General features: G+C 71.9%; 22 protein-coding genes. 16 read left to right on the forward strand and 6 right to left on the reverse strand.

The genetic code is table 11. From position 1 onward, the window contains the following. Nucleotides 1-29 precede the first annotated feature (29 nt). From fdh to nrfD, 3 genes are read left to right on the forward strand one after another with little or no spacing between them, the layout of a single operon-like run. On the forward strand, nt 30-3,332 hold the full coding sequence (gene fdh / locus OG349_RS33455) for a formate dehydrogenase (protein WP_327238163.1): 3,303 nt from the start codon (nt 30-32) through the stop codon (nt 3,330-3,332). Then, nucleotides 3,329-4,342: a 4Fe-4S dicluster domain-containing protein gene (locus OG349_RS33460; RefSeq protein ID WP_327238164.1), complete on the forward strand. Its 1,014-nt coding sequence runs from the start codon at nt 3,329-3,331 to the stop codon at nt 4,340-4,342. Before fdh ends, OG349_RS33460 begins: the two co-directional genes overlap by 4 nt. After that, entirely contained in the window at nt 4,339-5,334 is a 996-nt protein-coding gene (gene nrfD / locus OG349_RS33465) for an NrfD/PsrC family molybdoenzyme membrane anchor subunit (protein WP_327238165.1), read from the forward strand. Before OG349_RS33460 ends, nrfD begins: the two co-directional genes overlap by 4 nt. Nucleotides 5,335-5,355: 21 nt before the next feature. On the opposite strand, the gene OG349_RS33470 is transcribed toward nrfD, so the two are convergent. Then, on the reverse strand, nt 5,356-5,748 hold the full coding sequence (locus OG349_RS33470) for a DUF6479 family protein (RefSeq protein ID WP_327238166.1): 393 nt from the start codon (nt 5,746-5,748) through the stop codon (nt 5,356-5,358). 193 nt (nt 5,749-5,941) lie between these two features. On the opposite strand from OG349_RS33470, the gene OG349_RS33475 reads away from it, so the two are divergent. The 8 genes from OG349_RS33475 (at nt 5,942) to ppk2 (ending at nt 11,388) form a co-directional block, all read left to right on the forward strand. Further along, entirely contained in the window at nt 5,942-6,118 is a 177-nt protein-coding gene (locus OG349_RS33475; RefSeq protein ID WP_327238167.1) for a hypothetical protein, read from the forward strand. Continuing rightward, nucleotides 6,115-6,591, forward strand: a complete 477-nt coding sequence (locus OG349_RS33480; RefSeq protein ID WP_327238168.1) for a monovalent cation/H+ antiporter complex subunit F — start codon at nt 6,115-6,117, stop codon at nt 6,589-6,591. The genes OG349_RS33475 and OG349_RS33480 overlap by 4 nt, the downstream gene beginning before the upstream one ends. After that, the gene (locus tag OG349_RS33485; protein WP_327238169.1) at nt 6,584-6,916 is read left to right on the forward strand and encodes a Na(+)/H(+) antiporter subunit B; all 333 of its coding nucleotides are present in this window, start codon (nt 6,584-6,586) and stop codon (nt 6,914-6,916) included. The genes OG349_RS33480 and OG349_RS33485 overlap by 8 nt, the downstream gene beginning before the upstream one ends. Then, nucleotides 6,913-7,644: an MnhB domain-containing protein gene (locus OG349_RS33490; protein ID WP_327238170.1), complete on the forward strand. Its 732-nt coding sequence runs from the start codon at nt 6,913-6,915 to the stop codon at nt 7,642-7,644. The genes OG349_RS33485 and OG349_RS33490 overlap by 4 nt, the downstream gene beginning before the upstream one ends. A 10-nt stretch (nt 7,645-7,654) precedes the next feature. After that, the gene (locus OG349_RS33495) at nt 7,655-8,002 is read left to right on the forward strand and encodes a sodium:proton antiporter (protein WP_327238171.1); all 348 of its coding nucleotides are present in this window, start codon (nt 7,655-7,657) and stop codon (nt 8,000-8,002) included. Continuing rightward, the gene (locus tag OG349_RS33500; protein WP_327238172.1) at nt 7,999-9,762 is read left to right on the forward strand and encodes a complex I subunit 5 family protein; all 1,764 of its coding nucleotides are present in this window, start codon (nt 7,999-8,001) and stop codon (nt 9,760-9,762) included. The genes OG349_RS33495 and OG349_RS33500 overlap by 4 nt, the downstream gene beginning before the upstream one ends. 398 nt (nt 9,763-10,160) lie before the next feature. Next, nucleotides 10,161-10,379: a hypothetical protein gene (locus tag OG349_RS33505; protein ID WP_327238173.1), complete on the forward strand. Its 219-nt coding sequence runs from the start codon at nt 10,161-10,163 to the stop codon at nt 10,377-10,379. 43 nt (nt 10,380-10,422) lie between these two features. Further along, the gene (ppk2, locus tag OG349_RS33510) at nt 10,423-11,388 is read left to right on the forward strand and encodes a polyphosphate kinase 2 (protein WP_327238174.1); all 966 of its coding nucleotides are present in this window, start codon (nt 10,423-10,425) and stop codon (nt 11,386-11,388) included. 92 nt (nt 11,389-11,480) lie between these two features. Here the strand turns inward: ppk2 and OG349_RS33515 are convergent, their stop codons facing one another. Then, nucleotides 11,481-11,990: a GNAT family N-acetyltransferase gene (locus OG349_RS33515; RefSeq protein ID WP_327238175.1), complete on the reverse strand. Its 510-nt coding sequence runs from the start codon at nt 11,988-11,990 to the stop codon at nt 11,481-11,483. Between the two features lie 190 nt (nt 11,991-12,180). Between OG349_RS33515 and OG349_RS33520 the strand changes: the two genes are divergently transcribed. Continuing rightward, the gene (locus OG349_RS33520; RefSeq protein ID WP_327238176.1) at nt 12,181-12,684 is read left to right on the forward strand and encodes a hypothetical protein; all 504 of its coding nucleotides are present in this window, start codon (nt 12,181-12,183) and stop codon (nt 12,682-12,684) included. Between the two features lie 158 nt (nt 12,685-12,842). Further along, nucleotides 12,843-15,395, forward strand: a complete 2,553-nt coding sequence (locus OG349_RS33525) for a sensor histidine kinase KdpD (protein WP_327238177.1) — start codon at nt 12,843-12,845, stop codon at nt 15,393-15,395. Nucleotides 15,396-15,486: 91 nt separating this feature from the next. Here OG349_RS33525 and OG349_RS33530 read toward each other — a convergent pair whose 3' ends face one another. Continuing rightward, nucleotides 15,487-15,792: a cupin domain-containing protein gene (locus OG349_RS33530; RefSeq protein WP_327238178.1), complete on the reverse strand. Its 306-nt coding sequence runs from the start codon at nt 15,790-15,792 to the stop codon at nt 15,487-15,489. Nucleotides 15,793-15,919: 127 nt separating this feature from the next. Next, nucleotides 15,920-17,413 (reverse strand): glutamate--cysteine ligase, encoded by a 1,494-nt coding sequence (locus OG349_RS33535; protein WP_327238179.1) that lies wholly within the window; start codon nt 17,411-17,413, stop codon nt 15,920-15,922. 375 nt (nt 17,414-17,788) lie between these two features. Here OG349_RS33535 and OG349_RS33540 point away from each other — a divergent pair, with 375 nt between their 5' ends. The 3 genes from OG349_RS33540 to OG349_RS33550 all read left to right on the forward strand — a co-directional run bounded on the left by OG349_RS33540 (nt 17,789) and on the right by OG349_RS33550 (nt 19,884). Next, nucleotides 17,789-18,235: a hypothetical protein gene (locus tag OG349_RS33540; RefSeq protein ID WP_327238180.1), complete on the forward strand. Its 447-nt coding sequence runs from the start codon at nt 17,789-17,791 to the stop codon at nt 18,233-18,235. Between the two features lie 157 nt (nt 18,236-18,392). Further along, nucleotides 18,393-18,830 carry a DUF2267 domain-containing protein gene (locus tag OG349_RS33545; protein WP_327238181.1) on the forward strand — a complete coding sequence of 146 codons (438 nt, stop codon included), beginning with the start codon at nt 18,393-18,395 and terminating at the stop codon, nt 18,828-18,830. Between the two features lie 172 nt (nt 18,831-19,002). Then, nucleotides 19,003-19,884, forward strand: coding sequence for a hypothetical protein (locus OG349_RS33550; RefSeq protein ID WP_327238182.1), 882 nt, complete (start codon nt 19,003-19,005; stop codon nt 19,882-19,884). Between the two features lie 28 nt (nt 19,885-19,912). Here OG349_RS33550 and OG349_RS33555 read toward each other — a convergent pair whose 3' ends face one another. Both OG349_RS33555 and OG349_RS33560 read right to left on the reverse strand, forming a co-directional pair. Beyond that, nucleotides 19,913-20,212, reverse strand: coding sequence for an AzlD domain-containing protein (locus OG349_RS33555; protein WP_327238183.1), 300 nt, complete (start codon nt 20,210-20,212; stop codon nt 19,913-19,915). After that, nucleotides 20,209-21,033: an AzlC family ABC transporter permease gene (locus OG349_RS33560; RefSeq protein WP_327238184.1), complete on the reverse strand. Its 825-nt coding sequence runs from the start codon at nt 21,031-21,033 to the stop codon at nt 20,209-20,211. Before OG349_RS33560 ends, OG349_RS33555 begins: the two co-directional genes overlap by 4 nt. Nucleotides 21,034-21,039: the final 6 nt, after the last annotated feature.

The raw sequence follows: 21,039 nt of genomic DNA on the forward strand, positions 1-21,039 counted from the left end.
CAGGGACCGCACACGCGCTGGAGGAAGCGATGGGTGTCCGCAGATTGATCCGTGACTGGCCGGCCTACCGGCAGCTCACCGGGTCGGATCCACTGGGGCGGGGCCGCGCGGCGATGTCGTCCCGTACCGAAGGGCTGACGCCCCGTACGGCCACCGCCGACCGTGTCGTGCAGTCCGTGTGCCCCTACTGCGCGGTCGGCTGCGGCCAGCAGGTGTACGTCAAGGACGAGCGGGTCGTCCAGATCGAGGGCGACCCCGACTCCCCGGTCAGCCGGGGCAGGCTCTGCCCCAAGGGCTCGGCGACGCTCCAGCTCACCACCGGGTCCGCCCGCAGGCACCAGGTGCTCTACCGGCCGCCGTACGCGAAGGACTGGCAGCCGCTCGACCTGGAGACGGCCATGGACATGGTCGCCGACCGGGTCGTCGAGACCCGCCGGCGCACCTGGGAGTGGGAGCACGAGGGCCTGCGCACCGCCCGCACGCTGGGCATCGCCAGCCTGGGCGGGGCCACCCTCGACAACGAGGAGAACTACCTCATCAAGAAGCTGCTGACCGGGCTCGGCGTGGTCCAGGTCGAGAACCAGGCGCGCGTCTGCCACAGCTCCACCGTGGCCGGGCTCGGTACCTCGTTCGGACGCGGCGGCGCCACCACGTTCATGCAGGACCTCCAGCACGCGGACTGCATCGTCATCCAGGGCTCCAACTACGCCGAGGCGCACCCCGTCGGATTCCAGTGGGTGATGGAGGCGAAGGCGCGCGGCGCGCGGATCATCCATGTGGACCCCCGGTTCACCCGTACGAGTGCCCTGGCCGATCTGCACGTACCGATCCGCGCGGGCAGTGACATCGCCTTCCTCGGCGCGGTCATCAACCACGTGCTGACCGAGGAGAAGGACTTCAGGGAGTACGTCCTCGCCTACACCAACGCGGCCACGCTCGTCGGCGAGGACTTCCGGGACACCGAGGATCTCGGCGGGGTCTTCTCCGGACTGGACGAGGAGCGCCACCACTACGACCCGGCGAGCTGGCAGTACGAAGGGGCCCGCGTCCAGGCCCCCTCGGGCGAGGTCGACGAGCAGTACGAGGAACGCGAAGGCGCCGACCCGGGACACGGGCACCCCGCCACCGACCCCGACGTACGGGCGCGGCTCTCCGAGGCAGGCGGCTCGGAGAGCCACGGGTCCGGCGGGGCGCAGGCGGACGCCCGCGCCCCGCGCGACGAGACCCTCCAGCACCCGCGCTGCGTCTACCAGATCCTCAGACGCCACTACGCGCGCTACACGCCCGAACTGGTCGAGGAGGTCTGCGGCATCCCCCGCGCGACCTTCCTCCAGGTGTGCGACGCCCTGACCGCCAACTCGGGCCGGGAGCGCACCAGCGCCTTCTGCTACGCCGTCGGCTGGACCCAGCACACCGTCGGCTCCCAGTACATCCGCGCCGCGAGCGTCCTCCAACTGCTGCTCGGCAACATCGGACGCCCCGGCGGCGGCATCCAGGCCCTGCGCGGGCACGCCTCCATCCAGGGCTCCAGCGACATCCCCACCCTCTTCAACCTGCTGCCCGGCTACCTCCCGATGCCGCACGCGCACGCCCACGAGACCCTCGACGCGTTCATCGACGCGGGCCGCACGGACAAGGGCTTCTGGGGCAACATGCGGGCGTACTTCGTCAGTCTCCTCAAGGCCTACTACGGCGACGCCGCCACCGCCGAGAACGACTTCTGCTTCGACCACCTGCCGCGCCTGACCGGCTCCCACTCCACGTACGAGACCGTCGTCGCCCAGCTCGAAGGCGTCTGCAAGGGCTACTTCCTGATGGGCGAGAACCCCGCCGTCGGCTCCGCGAACACCCGCCTCCAGCGGCTCGGCATGGCCAAGCTGGAATGGCTGGTCGTCCGCGACTTCTCCCTCATCGAGTCCGCGACCTGGTGGCAGGACGGCCCGGAGACCGAGACCGGCGAGCTGCGCACCGAGGACATCGGCACGGAGGTCTTCTTCTTCCCGGCCGCCGCGCACACCGAGAAGTCCGGCTCCTTCACCAACACCAACCGCTGGCTCCAGTGGCACCCCGCGGCCGTCGAGCCCGAGGGCGACGCCCGCAGCGACCTGTGGTTCATGTACCACCTGGGCCGCCGGATCAAGGAGAGGCTGGCCGGCTCGGCGGACCCCATGGACCGCCCCGTACAGGACCTCACCTGGGACTATCCGGTACACGGCCCCACGGAGGAACCGTCCGCCGAGGCCGTGCTCGCCGAGATCAACGGGTACGCCGCCGACGGCTCACCGCTCAGCGCCTACACCGAACTCAAGGACGACGGATCCACCCGCTGCGGCTGCTGGATCTACTGCGGCGTCTACGCCGGCGGCGTCAACCACGCCGCGAGCCGCAAGCCGGGCAGGGAACAGGACTGGGTGGCCGCCGAGTGGGCGTGGGCCTGGCCCGCCAACCGCCGCATCCTCTACAACCGCGCCTCCGCCGCGCCCGACGGCACCCCGTGGAGTGCCCGCAAGGCGTACCTGTGGTGGGACGAGGAGAGCCGGAGGTGGACCGGGCACGACGTCCCCGACGTCATCCCCGACCGGGCGCCCGACCACGTACCGCAGGACGGCGCGAAGGGACCCGACGCGCTGCGCGGCGACGACCCGTTCATCATGCAGGCGGACGGCAAGGGCTGGCTGTTCGCGCCCGCCGGGCTGGAGGACGGGCCGCTGCCCACCCACTACGAGCCGCAGGACTCGCCCTTCACCAGCACCCTGTACCCGCACCGGTCCCGCTCGCCCGTACGGGAGTTGGTGGCGCGCGAGGGCAACCGCTACCACCCCAGCGGCGACGAGCCGGGCGCGGGCGTCTACCCGTACATCGTCACCACCCACCGGCTCACCGAGCACTTCACCGCCGGCGGGATGAGCCGCTGGTCGCCGTATCTCTCCGAGCTGCAACCGGAGTTCTTCTGCGAACTCTCCCCGCAGCTCGCCGCCGAACGCGGCCTGGAGCACGGCGGATGGGCGACGATCGTGACCGCGCGGGGCGCCGTCGAGGCGCGGGTGATGGTCACCTCCCGGCTCACCCCGCTGACGGTGCACGGCCGTACGGTCCACCAGATCGGGCTGCCGTTCCACTGGGGGCCCAACGGGCTGTCCACCGGCGACGCGGCCAACGAGCTGGTCGCCATGGCGCTCGACCCCAACGCCCACATCCAGGAGGACAAGGCGCTGACGGCGGACATCGTCGCGGGCCGCCGCCCGCGCGGTCCGGCCCTGCCCGACCTGGTCGCGGAGTACCGCAGGCGCGCGGGCATCAGCGGAGAGACCGGTACGGAGGTCGGCACGTGATCGAGGACCTGTTCGGCAAGAACCTGCTCGCCGGTCCCGAACCGGACCCCGCGCGGGACGCGGGCCACGAGGACGCGCCGCCGCGGGTCGGCTTCTTCACCGACACCTCCGTCTGCATCGGCTGCAAGGCCTGCGAGGTGGCGTGCAAGGAGTGGAACGCCATCCCGGAGGACGGTCTGTCGCTGTCCGGCATGTCGTACGACAACACGCGGAGCCTCGGGGCCTCCAGCTGGCGGCACGTGGCGTTCGTCGAACAGCCCGCGTCCGCCGCGTCTCCCGCGCCGGTGACCCCCTCCGTACCGGCGCCCGACGGCAGGACGGAACTCCCCCTGGCGGGCACCGGCACCGGCTCGACGCCTGTCACCGACCCGGGCAGCGGTGACATGCGCTGGCTGATGTCCTCCGACGTCTGCAAGCACTGCACGCACGCCGCGTGCCTGGACGTGTGCCCCACCGGCGCCCTCTTCCGTACGGAATTCGGCACGGTCGTCGTTCAGCAGGACATCTGCAACGGCTGCGGCTACTGCGTGCCCGCCTGCCCGTACGGCGTGATCGAGCAACGTCCGTCGGACGGCCGGGTCTTCAAATGCACCCTGTGCTACGACCGCCTCGGCGCCGGACAGGAACCCGCCTGCGCCAAGGCGTGCCCCACGGAGTCCATCCAGTTCGGCCCGCTGGACGAACTGCGCGAACGCGCCGCCCTGCGCGTCGGCCAGCTGCACGAGGCCGGCGTCGCCGAGGCGCGGCTGTACGGGCACGAGCCGGACGACGGCGTCGGGGGTGACGGCGCGTTTTTCCTCCTCCTCGACGAACCGGAGGTGTACGGCCTGCCGCCGCACCCGGTCGTCACCACCCGGGACCTGCCCCGGATGTGGAAACACGCGGCCACCGCCGCGCTCTGCCTGGTGGGCGGCTTCGCCGTCTCGTACGCGATCCCCGCCCTAGCCACCTCCACCGGCACCCTCGGCACACTCACCGGAAAGCTCAACGGAAGGAAGGGACGGCCATGACCGGCTCCCAGGTCACCCGGAACGCCGGTCGCGGGCGGCGGCGCAAGCGGCGCGGCGAGGAACTGATGGTGCCGCGCGCCGAGTTCGACTCGTACTACGGCAGGCCCGTCATCAAACCGCCGTCCTGGTCGGCCCGTGACATCGCCGGGTACTTCTTCCTCGGCGGTCTGGCGGGAGCGGGCTCGGTGCTCGCCGCCGGCGCGCAGCTGACCGGGCGCCCCACCCTGGCCAGGGCCATGAAGGTCTCCTCGCTCGGCGCGGTCACCCTCTCCGCCGCCGCCCTCGTCAACGACCTCGGCAGGCCCGAGCGGTTCGTGAACATGCTGCGGGTCTTCAAACCGACGTCACCGATGAGTGTCGGCTCCTGGCTGCTCTCCGCGTACGGTCCCGCCGCGGGGGTGGCGGCCCTCTGCGCGGTCACGGGCCGGCTGCCCAGGATCGGCGCGCTCGCCACGGGCACCGCCGCGCTGTTCGGTCCGGCGATCGCGTCGTACACCGCCGTCCTGGCCGCCGACACCGCCGTCCCCGCGTGGCACGGGGCCCACCGTGAACTGCCGTACGTCTTCACCGCGTCGGCGACGGCGGCCGCCGCCGGGATGGCGCTGGTGGTGGCCCCGCCGCGCGAGAGCGCCCCGGCGCGGGTGGCCGCCGTGCTCGGCGCGGCCGGCGAGGTCTCCGCGATGTGGGCCGCGGAACGGCGGCTCGGACCGGTCGCCGAGACCTACCGGGAAGGCCGTGGCGGCGTGCTGCTCCGTACGGCCCGGATCCTGACCGTCGCCGGCGCGGCGGGCGCGGCCGTGTGCGGCGGCCGGGGCCGGGCGCCCGCCGCACTCAGCGGCGCCCTTTTGCTGGCCGGCTCCGCCTGCACCCGCTTCGGCATCTTCGCGGCCGGGGTCGCCTCGGCCGAGGACCCGGCCTACACGGTGGGTCCCCAGCGCGCCGCGAAGGCGCGGGAGCAGGCGGAGAAGGCGCGGGCCGCCGTCTCGGAGTGAGTGACTCCTCCCCCGCGCGCCTCAGCGGCGCGGAGGCTCCTCGCCGCCGCCGCGCCGACTGCCGTCGCCGGACTCCGGCTCGTCCTCGGCCGGCGGTTGGTAGGCCTCCTCGCCGTGACCGCCCAGCTGATGCGGGTAGAGCCGTTCACCATGGCCGGGGAACCGGTCGGAGGAGTCCGTGTTCTCCTCGATGTGGGCCTGGTGGTCCGGCTTCACCGGCTGCTCCGAGGGCTTCGGCGGCGGTCCCATCCGGGAGCGCAGCCGCGCCCCGTACCAGAAACCGCCGAGAAGAATGATCACGACGATCAGGCCCACCACAAACGCGATGACCTTCGTCCCGACCCCGCTGGCCGCCAGATCGACAAAATCACCGGCGTGGACGGGGCTCGCGTGGTGCGTGTTCGGTGGGTTCATGGTCATCCGCGTACCCCATGTCGGTGACGTCAGACGGGCGCTCGGCCGGAGGCCGCGCATTCTTCACCCGGAGGAACGAATTCCGGGCACCGGCCCAGCGCCTTCCCGGCCCTGACCCCCTCCGGTGCTTTCATGGCCGGATGCCGGAGCAGCAGGGTGCGGACCGGAGCAGCAGGGTACGGAGGTGAGCTCCATGGCGCGCGGGATCGTGCTCGTCACGGAGTTGGCCCTCTGGTGGGGCGGCCTGCTCGTGCTCTGGCTGATGCTGATCGGTCCCGTCGAGCCCCTGGAGTGGGCGGTCGGCGGCTCCGCCGCGCTGCTCGGCGCCGTAGCGGCCCTCGGCGCCCGCCGGGCGGTGACCGACCGGTGAACGGCTGGCTCCTCGCCGCGATCGTCCTGCTCCTGGGCGGTACGGCTCCGGCGATCCTGGGCGTGGCCACGGGACCCGTCAGGCGCCGGGTCCTCGCCCAGAACCTCGCCACCCTCACCGGCTGCCTCGTCCTGCTCCTGCTGGCGCAGGGGTACCGGCGCTCCGCCTATCTGGATTCCGCGCTGGTCCTCGCCGTGCTCGGCCCCGCCGGCACGCTGATCTACGCACGGCTCTTCGTGGAGGAACTGGTCGCCGACCCGCCGCGCGGCCGCGCCTCCGACGTCCTCTCCGTCGCCGCGTCGGCCGCGGTCGTCGTACCGCTGTGTGTGGTCACCGACCCCGGCAGGGCCACGGTGAAACTCCTCGTGATCGGGACGCTGCTGGTGGCGGGCAACCTGATCTCCTCCCGGGCCCTGCGGCACAGCCCTCCGCCCCTGCCCCCGGACACCGAAGGGGCCGCCGGCCATGGATGACGTACTGATCGTCGTCACCCTCCTGCTCGTCGCCTCGGCCGCCACCGCGGCCGTCGTGGTCCGCGACCCCGCGCGCCAGGCGCTCGTCCTGTCCCTGCTCGGCCTCACCCTCGCCCTGCTGTTCACCGTTCTCCAGGCCCCCGACGTGGCGCTGTCCCAGCTCGCAGTCGGCTCGGCGCTGACACCGCTCCTGCTGCTTCTCTCCGTACGGAAGATCCGGCGGCGCGGCCTCCCGCGCCCCGCGGAGCCGTCACCGTCCGGGCAGCCGTCACCGTCGGGGTCGCCGTCACCGTCCGGGGAGCGCGGCCGGAGGGGGACGGCATGAGCCGCAGGCTGCGGATGTGGGTGCTGGCGCTCGGCACCGCCGGGGTCGCCGTCCTGCTCGTCACCGCGTACCTGGAACTCCCCGGCTTCGGCGGCGACTCCCACCCCTACGGCGACCGCGCGGTGAGCGCCTCACTGGCCCACCGCACCGCGAACGTCATCTCCTCCGTCAACTTCGACCAGCGCGGCTTCGACACGCTGGGGGAGGAGAGCATCCTCTTCGCCGCCGTCCTCGGCACCGTCGTGCTGCTGCGCCAGACCCGCGACGAACGCCAGGTCGAGCCCGCCCCCGCCCAGGTGGCCGCTTTCGTACGCCGGTACGCGCTCTACGCGCTGCCCGTCACGCTCCTGGTCGGCCTGTACATCGTCGCCCACGGCCAGCTCAGCCCCGGCGGCGGCTTCCAGGGCGGGGTGGTGGTCGCGACCTCGCTGCACCTGCTCTACATCGCCGTCGACTACCGCGCCCTGGAACGGGTGAGACCCATCTGGCTGTTCGCCCTCGGCGACGCGGTCGGCGAGAGCGCGTACGCCCTGCTGGGCATCGCCGGACTCGTCTGGGGGACGGCGTTCCTCGCCAACTTCGTGCCGCTCGGCACCTTCAACACCCTCTCCTCCGGAGGGACCGTCCCGCTCCTGAACGCGGCCATCGGCGTGGAGGTCGCCTGCGCGGTGGTCGTCCTGCTCGCCCGCTTCCTGGACCAGGCGGTCGAGATCGAGAAGGCCGGGTGAGGGGGGACCGATGTCCGTACTGCCGTACCTGGTAGCCGCGTGGATCTTCCTCGTGGGCTGCTACGGGCTCGCCACCAGCCGCAATCTCCTCCACGCGGTCGGCTGTCTGGCCGTGTGCCAGTCGTCCACGTACGTGCTGCTGCTCGCGGTCGGCTACCGCGACGGCGGCACCGCCCCCGTCTTCTCCGACCTGGCACCGGGCTCCCGGCCGGTCGTCGACCCCGTCGTCCAGGCCCTCGCCCTCACTGATGTCGTGGTCGGCGCCACCCTCACCGCGCTGCTGCTCGCCCTGGTCATCCAGGTCTCCAAGCGGCACGGCACGGTGGATCCCGACGAACTGTCCGAGCTGCGCGGATGAACCAGCTCCTGCCGCTGATCGTGGCATCGCCGCTGCTGGGAGCGGCCCTCCTCGTCGCGACCGGCCGAGGGCTCCGCCGGATCGTCGCCGAGACCGTGGGGTGCGCCGTCGCCGCGGGCACCGCGGGTCTCGCCGTGTACCTCCTCGTGGGGTCCTCCTCGCGTCCCCTGATCGAATGGGCCGGCGGGTGGACACCGCGGCACGGGCACAGCGTGGGAATCGTGCTCGTCGGGGACAGGATCGCCCTCGGGCTCGCCACCCTGATCTCCCTGCTGGTCGTCGCCGTACTGGCCTACTCCTGGCGGTACTTCGAGGAGCCGCCGCAGCAGCAGACCGGGACCTTCCCGGCGCTGGTGCTGCTCTTCCAGGCCGGCATGTGCGGATTTGTCCTCACCGGCGACCTGTTCAACGCCTTCGTCTTCTTCGAGCTGATGAGCGTCGTCGCCTACGCCCTGACCGGCTACCGCGTCGAGGAGGCCAAGGCAGTCCAGGGCGCGCTCACCTTCGGCGTCGTCAACTCGCTGGGCGCGTACGTCACGCTGACCGGCCTCGTGCTGCTGTACGCGCGCACCGGCGAGCTGGGCATGCGGCAGATCGGCGCGCAGCTCGACGCGAGGGGCGGGCCCGACGCGCTGGTCCTCGTGGCCTTCGCGCTCGTCCTGACCGGACTGCTCGTCAAAGCCGCCGCCGTCCCCTTCCACTTCTGGCTCCCCGACGCCCACGCCGTCGCCCCCACCCCGGTCTGCATGCTCCTGTCCGGGGTGATGGTCGAGCTGGGGGTGTACGGCGTGGGGCGCGTGTACTGGACCGTCTTCGCCGGGCCCGGCGGCGTGGCGTCCTCCGACGCGGAACGCGCCCTGGTCACGCTGGGCACCGCGTCCGCCCTGGTCGGAGCCGTCATGTGCTGGCAACAGCGCCACCTCAAACGGCTGCTGGCGTACTCGACCGTCGCCCACACCGGCCTGTTCCTGGTCGGCCTCGGCCTGCTCGGCCCCGACTCGACGACCGGCATCGCCCTCTACGTACTCGCCCACGCGGGTGTGAAGGCGGCCCTGTTCGCCTGCGTGGGCATCCTGCTGGACCGGTACGGCAGCGTCGACGCGCACGAACTGCACGGCAGGGCGCGCAGGCTCCCGCTGGTGGCGGGACTGTTCACGGCGGGCGGCCTGGCCCTCGCCGGACTGCCCCCGTTCGGTACGGCCCTGGGCAAGGCGCTCACCGAGGAGGCCGCGGGCACCCCGCTGACCGTTCTCTTCGTCGGCGTGTCGGCGCTCACCGGGGGAGCGGTGCTGCGCGTGGCGGCCGGGGTCTTCGGCGGCTGGGGACCCCGGCCCGTCGGCGACGAGACGTACGAGACCCATGGTGAGCGGGAGAAACCGGAGACCAGCGGGACCTTCGGACGCGTCCCCGACACCATGGTGGCGGTGCCGGCCGTCCTGCTGCTCGGCGGTCTGGTCGTGGGTGTCGTCCCGGCCATCGCGACCCAGGTCGGGCGCGCCGTGGACGAGGCGCTGCCCGGTACGGCGTCGGTCGCGCCGGAATGGACGACCACGGGCGTGCTCCTGGGGCTCCTCTCGGCCGCCCTCGCCGCGGTCATCGGCACGTACGCGGTCCTCCGTCCCCCGGGCGCCACGGCGCGCGACTGGACCGCGCCGCTGCGCCGCCTCCACTCCGGGCACATCGGGGACTATGTCGCCTGGCTGCTGGTGGGCATGGCGCTGCTCGGGGCGCTCACCTTTCCCGGGTATCTCGCGAGTTGAGCGGGGGCGGGTCCGGAGCCGGGACCAGGACCGGGTCGGAGGGGGGTCCGGAGCCGGGATCAGCGCGGGTTCGGAGGCCGGTTCAGGGCCGCGATCAGGGACGGGACCCAGGACGCGCCGAATTGCGGCCGACCGGGAGATGACCCAGTCGGAGATCGGTGAGACACTGGTCCTCTCGCAGACGCATGCCGCTCAAGGCTGCTCTCGCGCACCCTCACCCAGCTCCGTACGGGGACGCCCACCGACCGGTGGGCGATCAGTGAGTGATCATTGACCGGCCACGCCGAGCACAGGCGACGTGTGGCCGTGCCTGACGGGGAATGATGAGGGAGACAGCTTGCCAGCGGGTCGACCGGCATTCAGGCCGCGCGTCCGCTCGACTATCCGAACGGTTGTGCATGCCTTCTTCACCGTCGCGCCAGGATCCGTCGCAGGAACCGGCCGCCGAGGGCGCGCTGAACGCGCGCCCGCAGCACCACGACATCTTTCTTGAGCCCCGCTACACCGTCGAACTGCCGCCTCTCCCGGAGGACGAGATGGACGGCGAGAGCGAGAGCTTCTTCGTCAGACCCCCTGTTCCGGTACGCCGCCGCACCTCCGCCCCGCGCCGCTCGTAGGAGCCGCCTCATGACGGGTACGGAATCGGGTAAGCGACCGGGTATGGAATCGGAACTTCCGAAGGACGGCGACCGTCCTCTGCTCGACGGCCTCACCGTGGACGACCGGCGCCCCGAGCAGCCGGTGCTGCTCGACGGCCAGGGGCGGGCCGTCCGGACGTGGCGCGAGAACTACCCGTACGACCGCAAGGTGGGGCGGGCGGAGTACGACCGGTCCAAGCGTGTCCTCCAGATCGAGCTGCTCAAGCTCCAGCGGTGGGTCAAGGACACCGGCCAGCGCATAGTCGTGGTGTGCGAGGGACGGGACGCGGCCGGCAAGGGCGGCACGATCCAGCGGTTCACCGAGCGGCTCAACCCCCGTGGGGCCCGGGTGGTCGCCCTGGAGAAGCCGACCGAACGCGAAGCCGGCCAGTGGTACTTCCAGCGGTACGTCGCCCACCTCCCGTCCGCCGGGGAGATCGTCTTCTTCGACCGCTCCTGGTACAACCGGGCGGGCGTGGAGCGCGTGATGGGCTTCTGCACGCCCGACGAGTACCGGCAATTCCTCCAGCAGGCCCCGCTGTTCGAGCGGATGCTCACCGAGGACGGCGTCCTGCTGGTGAAGTTCTGGTTCTCGGTCTCCCGTGCGGAGCAGCGCACCCGGTTCGCGATCCGCCAGATCGATCCCGTACGGCAGTGGAAGCTGTCGCCGACCGATCTCGCCTCGCTGGACCTCTGGGACGAGTACACGGCCGCGAAGATCGACATGTTCCGGGCGACCGACACGGCGGCGGCGCCCTGGACGGTAGTGAAGAGCAACGACAAGAAGCGCGGCCGGCTGGAGGCGATGCGCAGTCTGCTCCGGCGTTTCGACTACGCGAACAAGGACGAGAAGGTGGTCGGGGAGCCGGATCCGCTGATCGTGGGCCCGGCGGACACCCTGCTGGAGCCGGGGGAGGAGAGCACGGACCTCTCGCCCACCCCGCTCGCCGACCGCATAGAAGGACCGGGCGACCATCCGTCCGAATGATCCGTCCGAATGAACCGGCGGCGTGATCCTGCGGCATGATCCGCCGTCCCGGGGCCCGGGGCAGGATGTCCCGGGCCCCGGGCCGTGTCCGGTCAGGAGACCCCGGACGCCTCCGGCCACGTGATCCGGTAGTACTTGAGTTCCTCGTCCTCCGACACCAGGCCCATCCCCGCCGCGCTCATGACGTGATGGGACGCGACGTTGTCCTGGTCCGCGTCGCCGTCCACCCGCGTGATGCCCCGCGACCGCGCGAAACGGAGCAGCTCGCGCAGCGCCTCGGAGGCGTACCCCAGGCCCTGCGCCGAGGGGATCAGGCCGTAGCCGACGGTGACCGTACGGTCCTCGTCGGGGGCTCCGTGGAAGCCGAGCCCGCCCACCGCCCGGCCGTCCTCGCGGCGGCGGATCTCGTACGCACCGAACGGCTGCGGATCCCCGGTGATCGCGCAGGTCGTCAGGAAACGCCTGGCCCCGACCATGTCCCCGTCGGCGGGATAGCCCGGCGCCCACCGGTCCCCGTCGTCCGGCTCCCCCGCGGCCACCCGCTCGGCCTCCATGACACTCAACGGATGCAGTACCAGCCGCTCTGTCACAAGATCGTCCATGACAGGGAGGACTATCACGGGACGGCGCGGTGTGTCACCGGCGCCTCCGGGCGTCAACAGGGCGTCAACGTACGGCGGGAGACCGCCAGGGTCCTGTCAGGGCCCGCACCGCGCGAGCCGGACGGGCCACGGAGGAGCACCCTGGAAGGGAGGCCGGTTCCCGGCCCCGCGAGAACCGAAGAGGTGCATCATGGCTTTCCCCCTGCGCAACCGCGTCGCACTGGGGCTGGGCGCCGGGCTGATCGTGTCCCAACTGGCCCTCTACGTACGGAGGTTGCGTATCATCGCGGCAGCCGACGCGGGGTATCTGCGACGCCTCCACGACACCGCCGAGCTGTCGCAGGCCGCCGGCGCTCCCGACGCCGTGGTCGACCAGGTCGGCCGCCAGCTGGCCGACACGCTGGCGCTGCGGGGCTGGCGTTTCGAGTACGGCAACCTCATGGGCCATCCCGCGCGGCTGACGCAGGACGGCGAGGTGATGGTGGACCGGCAGCCGTGGGACCTGGAGCGGCGTGGCTGGCCGGAGGGCGAGATCGAACTGCGGGCGGCGGCCAACGGCCACTACTGCGGCCGTTTCATGATCCTGCCCGCGCCCGGGACCGTACCGTCCCGGCAGGTACGGCTGGTCGCCGTGACGCTCGCCGACCACGCGGGGGCCGCGCTGGACACCGCGAGGCCCGTGGCAGACCGGTGACCGATCGGTGACCGCCGACCGCTGACCGGGGGAGGCGCGGTTCCGGGGCGCCTTCTCCACGGCCGCGCGTAAGGAATCTGTCAAAGCTGTCGCGACGGCCGTAAGGGACCCGTCAACGGCGCGCCGCGCCCTCCGGAACCGGGGTTGTCTGTGGATCCATGGGACATGGCAGACGCGGCAGGCTGCGGATCTATCTCGGTGCGGCGCCCGGGGTCGGCAAGACGTACGCGATGCTCTCCGAGGCCCACCGCAGGGTCGAGCGCGGTACGGACTGTGTGGTGGCCCTGGTCGAGCACCACGGCCGGCCGCGTACGGAAGTCATGCTGCACGGCCTGGAGGAGATCCGGCGCCGGGAGCTGGAGTACCGGGGCACGCTGTTCACCGAGATGGACGTCGACGCCGTCCTGGAGCGCGATCCGGCCGTCGCGCTGGTCGACGAGATGGCCCACTCCAACGTCCCCGGCTCCCGCAACGCCAAGCGCTGGCAGGACATCGAGCAACTGCTCGACGCGGGGATCGACGTGGTGTCCACCGTCAACATCCAGCATCTGGAGTCGCTGGGGGACGTGGTCGAGTCGATAACGGGGGTACGGCAGCGGGAGACCGTGCCGGACGAGGTGGTGCGGCGGGCGGACCAGATCGAGCTGGTCGACATGTCCCCGCAGGCGCTGCGGCGCCGCATGGCCCACGGCAACATCTACCAGCCGGACAAACTCGACGCGGCCCTGTCGAACTACTTCCGGCCCGGGAATCTGACCGCGCTGCGTGAGCTGGCGCTGCTCTGGGTGGCGGACCGGGTGGACGAATACCTCCAGGTGTACCGGGGCGAGCACAACATCCGCTCGACCTGGCAGGCGCGTGAGCGGATCGTCGTGGGGATCACGGGCGGGCCCGAGGGCCGTACGCTCATCCGGCGCGCGGCCCGCCTCGCCGAGAAGGGTGCGGGCGGCGAGGTGCTCGCGGTGTACATCGCGCGCAGCGACGGGCTGACCTCCGCCTCCCCGAAGGAGCTGACCGTCCAGCGCACGCTGGCCGAGGATCTCGGCGGCACGTTCCACCACGTCGTCGGGGACGACGTGCCGCACGCGCTGCTCGACTTCGCGCGCGGGGTCAACGCCACGCAGATCGTGCTGGGCTCCAGCCGCCGCAAGACCTGGCAATACGTGTTCGGTCCCGGCGTCGGCACGACCGTCGCCCGGGAGTCGGGCCCCGACCTCGACGTCCACATCGTCACGCACGGTGAGGTCGCGAAGGGGCGCGGTCTGCCGGCCGCCAGGGGGGCGCGCCTGGGCCGCTCCAGGATCATCTGGGGCTGGCTCGCGGGGGTGGCGGGCCCCGCCCTGCTCACCCTGCTGCTCAACCAGGTGGCGCCGGAGGTGGGCCTCGCCAACGACATGCTGCTGTTCCTGGCCCTGACGGTGGCCGCGGCCCTGCTCGGCGGGCTGGTCCCGGCCCTGGCGTCGGCCGCCTTCGGCTCGCTGCTGCTCAACTACTACTTCACGCCACCGCTGCACCAGCTGACCGTCGCCAACCCGAAGAACATCGTCGCCATCGTGATCTTCGTGGCGGTCGCGGTGTCGGTGGCGTCGGTGGTGGACCTGGCGGCCCGCCGTACGCATCAGGCCGCGCGTTTGCGGGCGGAGTCGGAGATCCTGTCGTTCCTGGCGGGCAGTGTGCTGCGGGGGGAGACGACGCTGGACGCGTTGCTGGAGCGGGTACGGGAGACCTTCGCCATGGAGTCGGTCGCCCTCCTGGAGCGCGGCGGGGACGTCGAGCCCTGGACCCGCGCGGGCAGTGTGGGTCCGGCTCCCGTGGACCGCCCGGAGGACGCGGACGTGGACATGCCGGTGGGGGATCACATGGCGCTGGCGCTGTCGGGGCGGGTGCTGCCGGCGGAGGACCGCCGGGTCCTGGCGGCCTTCGCGGCGCAGGCGGCGGTGGTGCTGGACCGGCAGCGGCTGGTGGGGGAGGCGGAGCACGCGCGTGCCTTGGCGGAGGGCAACCGGATCCGTACGGCGTTGCTCGCGGCGGTCAGCCACGACCTGCGGACCCCGCTGGCCGGGATCAAGGCGTCGGTCACCTCCCTGCGCTCCGACGACGTGGAGTGGTCGGAGGAAGACCGGGCGGAACTGCTGGAAGGCATCGAGGACGGCGCCGACCGCCTCGACAACCTGGTGGGGAACCTGCTGGACATGTCGCGGCTCCAGACGGGAACCGTCACCCCCCTGATCCGCGAGATAGACCTCGACGAGGTCGTCCCGATGGCGCTGGGCGGTGTCCCCGACGGCAGCGTCGTCCTGGACGTCCCGGAGGACCTGCCGATGGTGGCCGTCGATCCTGGCCTCCTGGAGCGCGCGGTCGCCAACATCGTGGAGAACGCCGTGAAGTACAGCCCCGAGGGTGTACGGGTGCTGGTCACGGCGGGGACCATCGCCGGCCGGGTGGAGCTGCGGGTGGTGGACCGGGGTCCGGGAGTCCCCGACGACGCCAAGGACCGCATCTTCGAACCCTTCCAGCGCCATGGCGACGCCCCGCGCGGCGCCGGGGTCGGCCTCGGCCTGGCGGTCGCCCGCGGCTTCACGGAGTCGATGGGCGGCACCCTCACCGCCGAGGACACCCCCGGCGGCGGCATGACGATGGTCCTCACCCTGCGCCCGGCGGCGAACCACAGTCCCGCGCTCCCTGACCTCCCGGCGACCGCCGTGTCGTGAGGACGCCCTCGCGCGGCCGGGTCGGCTCCGGGCGCGGACGGAAAGGTCCCGTGCGGCCGCGCACTCGGCAACGAAACCAGGTGAAGTGCCCTTACATCTCGGGCAGTTCCACGATCACCAACGTGCCCCGGCTGCCGGGGCGGACCGTGTGCGCGGTTCCCGCCGCCACCATGAACAACTCGCCCGCCCGCACCGACACCTCCGTGCCGGCCACCTCCAGTTCCAGCCGGCCGTCGAGGACCAGCAGAGCCTCGTCGGCCGCATGGCTCTCTTCCTCGACCGGCGACCCGTCCATGCGCAGCACCTTCACGCAGGCCGCCCCCACCCTGCCCAGCAGGCGAGAGCTCCAGGCCTGTGGCAGACCGGCTGCCGTCTCCGCGAGATCGACCGTGCTCACGACGCACCCTTCCCCACGGACCCGGTCGGTCGTGCCGAACGGGCCCGTACATCAGAATCAGTGGATGCCGTGAAAGCTACCTGACCAGGAAGAACAAGTGGTCGACCGGCTGGCAAAGCCCCTCGCCTCAATCGCCGGGCGGCTTCGCGGTCCCCACCTTCGCCTTCGCACCCACGGCGGGCTGAGGCGCAGGCCAGCTGTGGACCGGGGCGCCGGTCGCGCTCAGCTTCAGGTAGTGGCGGGCCGTCGCGGTGTCCGAGCCGAGCACACGATGGGCCCGGCGTTGCCAATGGGCCCCCGAACGCCCCGCCCGTACACGAGCGTCCACCACCCCCAGCCACCGCTGCACCTCGTCGTCCGCGACCCCGGCGCCCGCCAGCCCCGCGGCGGCCCGCGGCAGCAGCGCCCCCACCAGGTCACGGGCGGTCACCCGGACAGGCGCCGCCGAGCCGGACGGCCACCACAGGCGGGCCGCCATGCCGTCGCGGGCCGCGGTGTAGAAGTTCTCCCGCGCGAGCGCGAAGGGGAGTTCGGAGCGGGGTTCGCGTGCGGCGCGGTCGAGGACCAGCCCGGTCAGCAGCGCGGTGTTGGCCACCATGTCGGCGGGCGTCGGGCCCGACGGCAGCGCGCGCAGTTCGATCCGCAGGTGCCCGGCCCCGGCCGGGTCGTAGACCAGGCGGTTCCACCACCACAGGGTGCCCAGATGCAGCCGCAGCTCCTCCAGCGCCGGCAGACCGCCGGGCCGGTCGGGCCGGCCCCAGGGCCCCTCCGAGTTGAACGGCATCAGCGGCGCGTACCGGCTCACCGACGCCTCGATCAGTTCCCGTACGTCCCCGCCCAGCCAGTCCTGGCCGAAGCCGGAACGCCGGTCCGCCGGAACGACCCGGCGCCGGTGCTGGCCGAAGGCCTGCTCGTACCAGGGGATCCGGGTCTCGTCCCACACCCGTCTGCCCATCAGCAGCGGCGAGTTGGCGGCGACGGCGAGGACGGGCGCCGTCATGAGCTGGGCGGCGTTGTGGACCCGGGTGAACTCCTCGGGCCGTACGGTGAGATGGACCTGCCAGGAACTGGCGGCGCCCTGCGCGCAGATCGTGTCGGAGCGCATCCGGTACCGCTGCTCCCCGGTGACGCGCAGTCCGCGCCGTTCTCTCCCCAGCGCGTCGTCGAGCAGCGCGTACCGGCGCCTGGCGGACACGTTGCGCCGCGTCAGGTCGCGGGGGCGTAACGTCGGCAGGATGCCTGCGCAGTACGGCTCGGCTCCGTACCCGGCACCCGCCTCGCGCACCACGTCCAGCAGGGCCGCGGCCTCGTCGTGGAGTGCGGAGAACGGACGGGAGCGGAGGGGAACAGGGGTGAGGTTGGCCTCCAGGTTGTAGCGGTTGACCTCCAGGACGAGGCGGGGGTCGGTGGCCGCAGCACGCACCTCCTCGTTCCGGGGGACGGGGACACCGTCCGGCGTCACCAGGAACATCTCCAGCTCGGCGCCGATCGTCCTTTCCTCGTCCCCGAAGCCGGGCGAGGAGAGGAGCCCGTCGAGGAGACCGAGCGAGGCGCGCAACCGCGCCGCGAACCGCACAGCGTCTTCATCGGTGAAGTCGCCCTGCGGAAGATCACGTCCCATGGCCTGCTCCCGGCTGTCGTCGTGGACCGGACACGCGGCTCCCACCGCGACCGGCCGTCGTCTCGGATCATGCACCCCCCAAGGCTGGGGGAGGCGGAGCCGCCCGAGCAAGGCGCCATTTTGCCCATCACCCTCAGCCGCGCAGGGAAATTCCCCCGGGCGGCATGTCGCCGCTGAACTGACCGGTGCGACACCAGACGTCCAGCGTTTTGAGCTGGGGGCGACGGGCCGGGCGTGCGCCGAGCAGGTAAGAGGAAGAGAGCTGCGGGTTGTCGGCAGCGCCAGGCGCATGGCCCCCGGGAAGCCGGCAGTGACGCCGCTCGGCAGGCTGGGCGGACTGCCGAGGCGCGGCTGCGCGGCATCGTCGGGGCCTACGTGGAGAGCACGCCGCTGGTGTTGCGTCTCCTGGTGGTCGAGGACCGCTGTGCACCCGGAGTGGCCGGCTGGGATCTGTTTCGTCCGGTGAGGGCCGCCGACAGAGTGTCCTGCGCGCTGCGTGTGACGGCCTACTTCAGTTCACCACTGCCGGTGGCCGAAACTCTCGCCGGCATCCTCGGCGCGGGGGAGCGGGCACTGTCCGGCATCCCCTTCACCCGCGGCACCGTCCGGCAGGACCGACCGGGCGAGTTGTCCCGTGCCGGGCACACCCTGACCTGGGATCAGCCAGGTTTTCCGGTTCCCTGGCCCGGACAGTCCGCGGATGCCTACCGGTTCGTGTGCGAACCCCCCAGGGCGACCGGCACGGACGATATCCGCTGTCAATACGGGACGGTGTTCGCGCTGACCCTCCCGCCGGCCGCCTACTTCCGGATGCCCCGATGAAGCCCCGGCGAGATGTCGCCATGTTCTGACTACGGGGGTGTGGCGGATCAAGTTGCGGGCAGACGAGTGGCCGGGTGCCCGGAAGCGGGCGTCCGATTCCTTGATCCGCGCCCTCAAGGGCCGTACCGGTCAACGTCAGAAAGGCGAACGGAAAGCCATGACCCGCCGCGAGTCGACTCAGCGCGCCCCCATGACGACGTACGGACAGCTGCTGGAGAAGGTCCGGTACGACGGTGTCTACCCCACCCGCCGGCGCGCCGAGGAAGCCCTGCGAGCCGTGCTCCCCGTTCTCGGCCGGCAGCTGACGGATGAGGGCCGCGCCGTTCTCGCCGGCTGCCTTCCGGTCGAGGCCTCCGAACTGCTCGCCGCCGAGGCGTCCGCGCCCGCCATGGAGCCGCTCACCGACCGGGACTTCGTCGAAGACGTCGCCCACCGGACCGGCTCCGCCTACGCCGTCGCCTGCTGGGACACCGAGACCGTTCTCACCAACCTCGCCGCCCTCACCGGCCCTGTCCTCCTCCCGCGCCTCCTGGTCCAGCTCCCCGCCAGCTACGCCCCGCTGTTCGGACGGACCCCGCACGCCCAGGCCGCCTGAGACGACGCGGCGCCGCGGAACCAGCGGTTTCTCAGCGGGAGCTGTCAGGTCTCTCCTACTGTGAAGCGATCGAGCAGTGCTCTTCTGGTCCGGCACGCGGTCCGTCGGCATCGTGTGTCCTCAGGGACGGAGAATGATGGGCGCCCTTTTAACGACCTGGCGGCGACTGCGCGTGAGTGTCACGGCCGCGGTCGCTCTGCCTCTCATCCTGTTGGCGGCGGGGCCGGCTTCGGCCGCTCCGCCCTACGACCCGAGCATCGGCCGCACTCCGTACCAGCCCGGCCCCATGCTCGTGAATCCCGGGGCGGGGGGAAACACCGCCAACTCGTACGGCTTCAACCTGGTGAGGGTCGGCGGTCTCGACAATCCCGCCTACTACGAACTGCGCGACAGCTACACCGTGAAGCTCTACTTCAACTACCGGGGCTCGACCGACTCAGCGACCAAGGCGAAGGAGAGGCACTGGGTGGAGGGTCTGGACGACGTCATGTCGACCATGGTCCTGGAGACCAACAAATGGGTGGGCGGGCGGCTGCGCTACGAGCCCAACGACGGCGATACGTGGCCCGGTTCCCGCCCCTCGGACGAGATCGCCCTCGTCTTCGACACCATTCCCGCGACCGGGATCGCCAGTCCGTCGACCGCTCTGGACAACCGGGGAGCGATCTACAACGGCGGTCTGATCCGCCTCACCGCCTCGGACACCTGGACCCGTCTGGTCGACGGCAGCGAGGACGGCGACCGGTGGTCCCGCTACGCGATGGCGATTCCGGTGATGCACGAGATCGGCCACACCCTCGGCCTGGCCCACTACAACACCCCCTTCCGCGACTACAACACCCTGATGTCCTCCGTACGGGTCGCGGACGACGTCTCCAGCTGGAACGACGTGTGGACCCCGGGTGACAAGGCCGGGCTGATGAACATGGCCGGCTGGCGCGACCGGGCCACCACATGCGCGAACACCGGCTCGTGCAACCAGATCTGGCAGAAGGGGGACGGCCTCGCCTGGCCTCCGCAGCCCCCGGACCACACGTACGACCGCGTGCGCTGAACAGGCGCCGCAGGCATCCGCGCCGAACCTAGAGGCGCAGGAGCGCCGTTACGGCGACCGCGGCCACCAGGGCCACCGGCAGCGGGGCCCTGCGCCAGAGGAGCAGGGGGACGACCGCGAGTCCGGCGATCACGGTGAGGTCCAGGGCGTTCCAGCGGGGGCCCAGTACGTCCACGACGATGAAGCCGGCGAGCAGGGCCGGGGCGGTGAGGGCGATCACCGACCGTGCCCGTGGGGGCAGTACGCGCCCGCCGAAGAGCGCGGGGCCGAAGGCTTTGCAGGTGAAGCTGAGGACGGCGACGGCGCCGATGGTGAACCAGAGGGTCATGGCGCGACCTCTTCGTCGGAGTGGACAGGTCGCGCTGCCTCATCGGTCTGCCCGGTTGCTCCTGCCGCTTCCGTCCGGTTCCTGTCTTCGGTGTCCTCGGCCTCTTCGGGTCGGGCGAGTCGTGGGGCTGGTGCCCTGAAGAGAGCGACGAGTGCCGCGAGCGCCGCGCCCACCAGGGCGGGTCCGGCGGGCAGGAAGACGACGAGGCCGGCGGCGAGTACGGCGCCGAGCAGGGCCGGAAGCCGGTTGATCCGTTCCCGGCGGACTTCGTCGAAGAGGAGCCCGACGAAGAGCGCCGGGGTGAGGACGCCCAGCCCGAGCCGGTGCAGGAGATCGGGGTCGGGGGACACCACTACGCCCAGGGCGGTGCCCGCGACCCAGGCGGGCCACTGGACCGCGGTGGCGCCGAAGAGCAGGTGCCGGTCGAACCGTCCGCCGCCGAGATGGGCGGCGGCCCATGACCCGTCGACCACCGCCTGGCCTTCGAGCGCGCGGCGGAACCGGCCGCCGCGCAGATCGCCGGCGACGGCGATGCCCATGGGGATGAAACGGCTGTTGATCAGTGCCGCGGACGTCACGGCGCCGGCGAGGCCGCCGCCCGAGCCCAGGGTCGCCAGCAGGGCGAACTGGGCGGACCCCGAGAACACGATCATCGAGCAGATCACCGGTGCGAGAGGTCCCCAGCCCTGTGAGGCGCTGATCGCGCCGAAGCTGACGGCGAGGAGGAAGGAAGCGGTCGCCAGCCCGGACCCGGTCCTGAGCCCGGAGAGGAAGCTCGCACGCGGTGAGACGGCGGCCTTCGCTGATCGGAGACTGTCCATGGCACA

Source organism: Streptomyces sp. NBC_01317 (genome assembly GCF_035961655.1).
Lineage (GTDB): Bacteria > Actinomycetota > Actinomycetes > Streptomycetales > Streptomycetaceae > Streptomyces.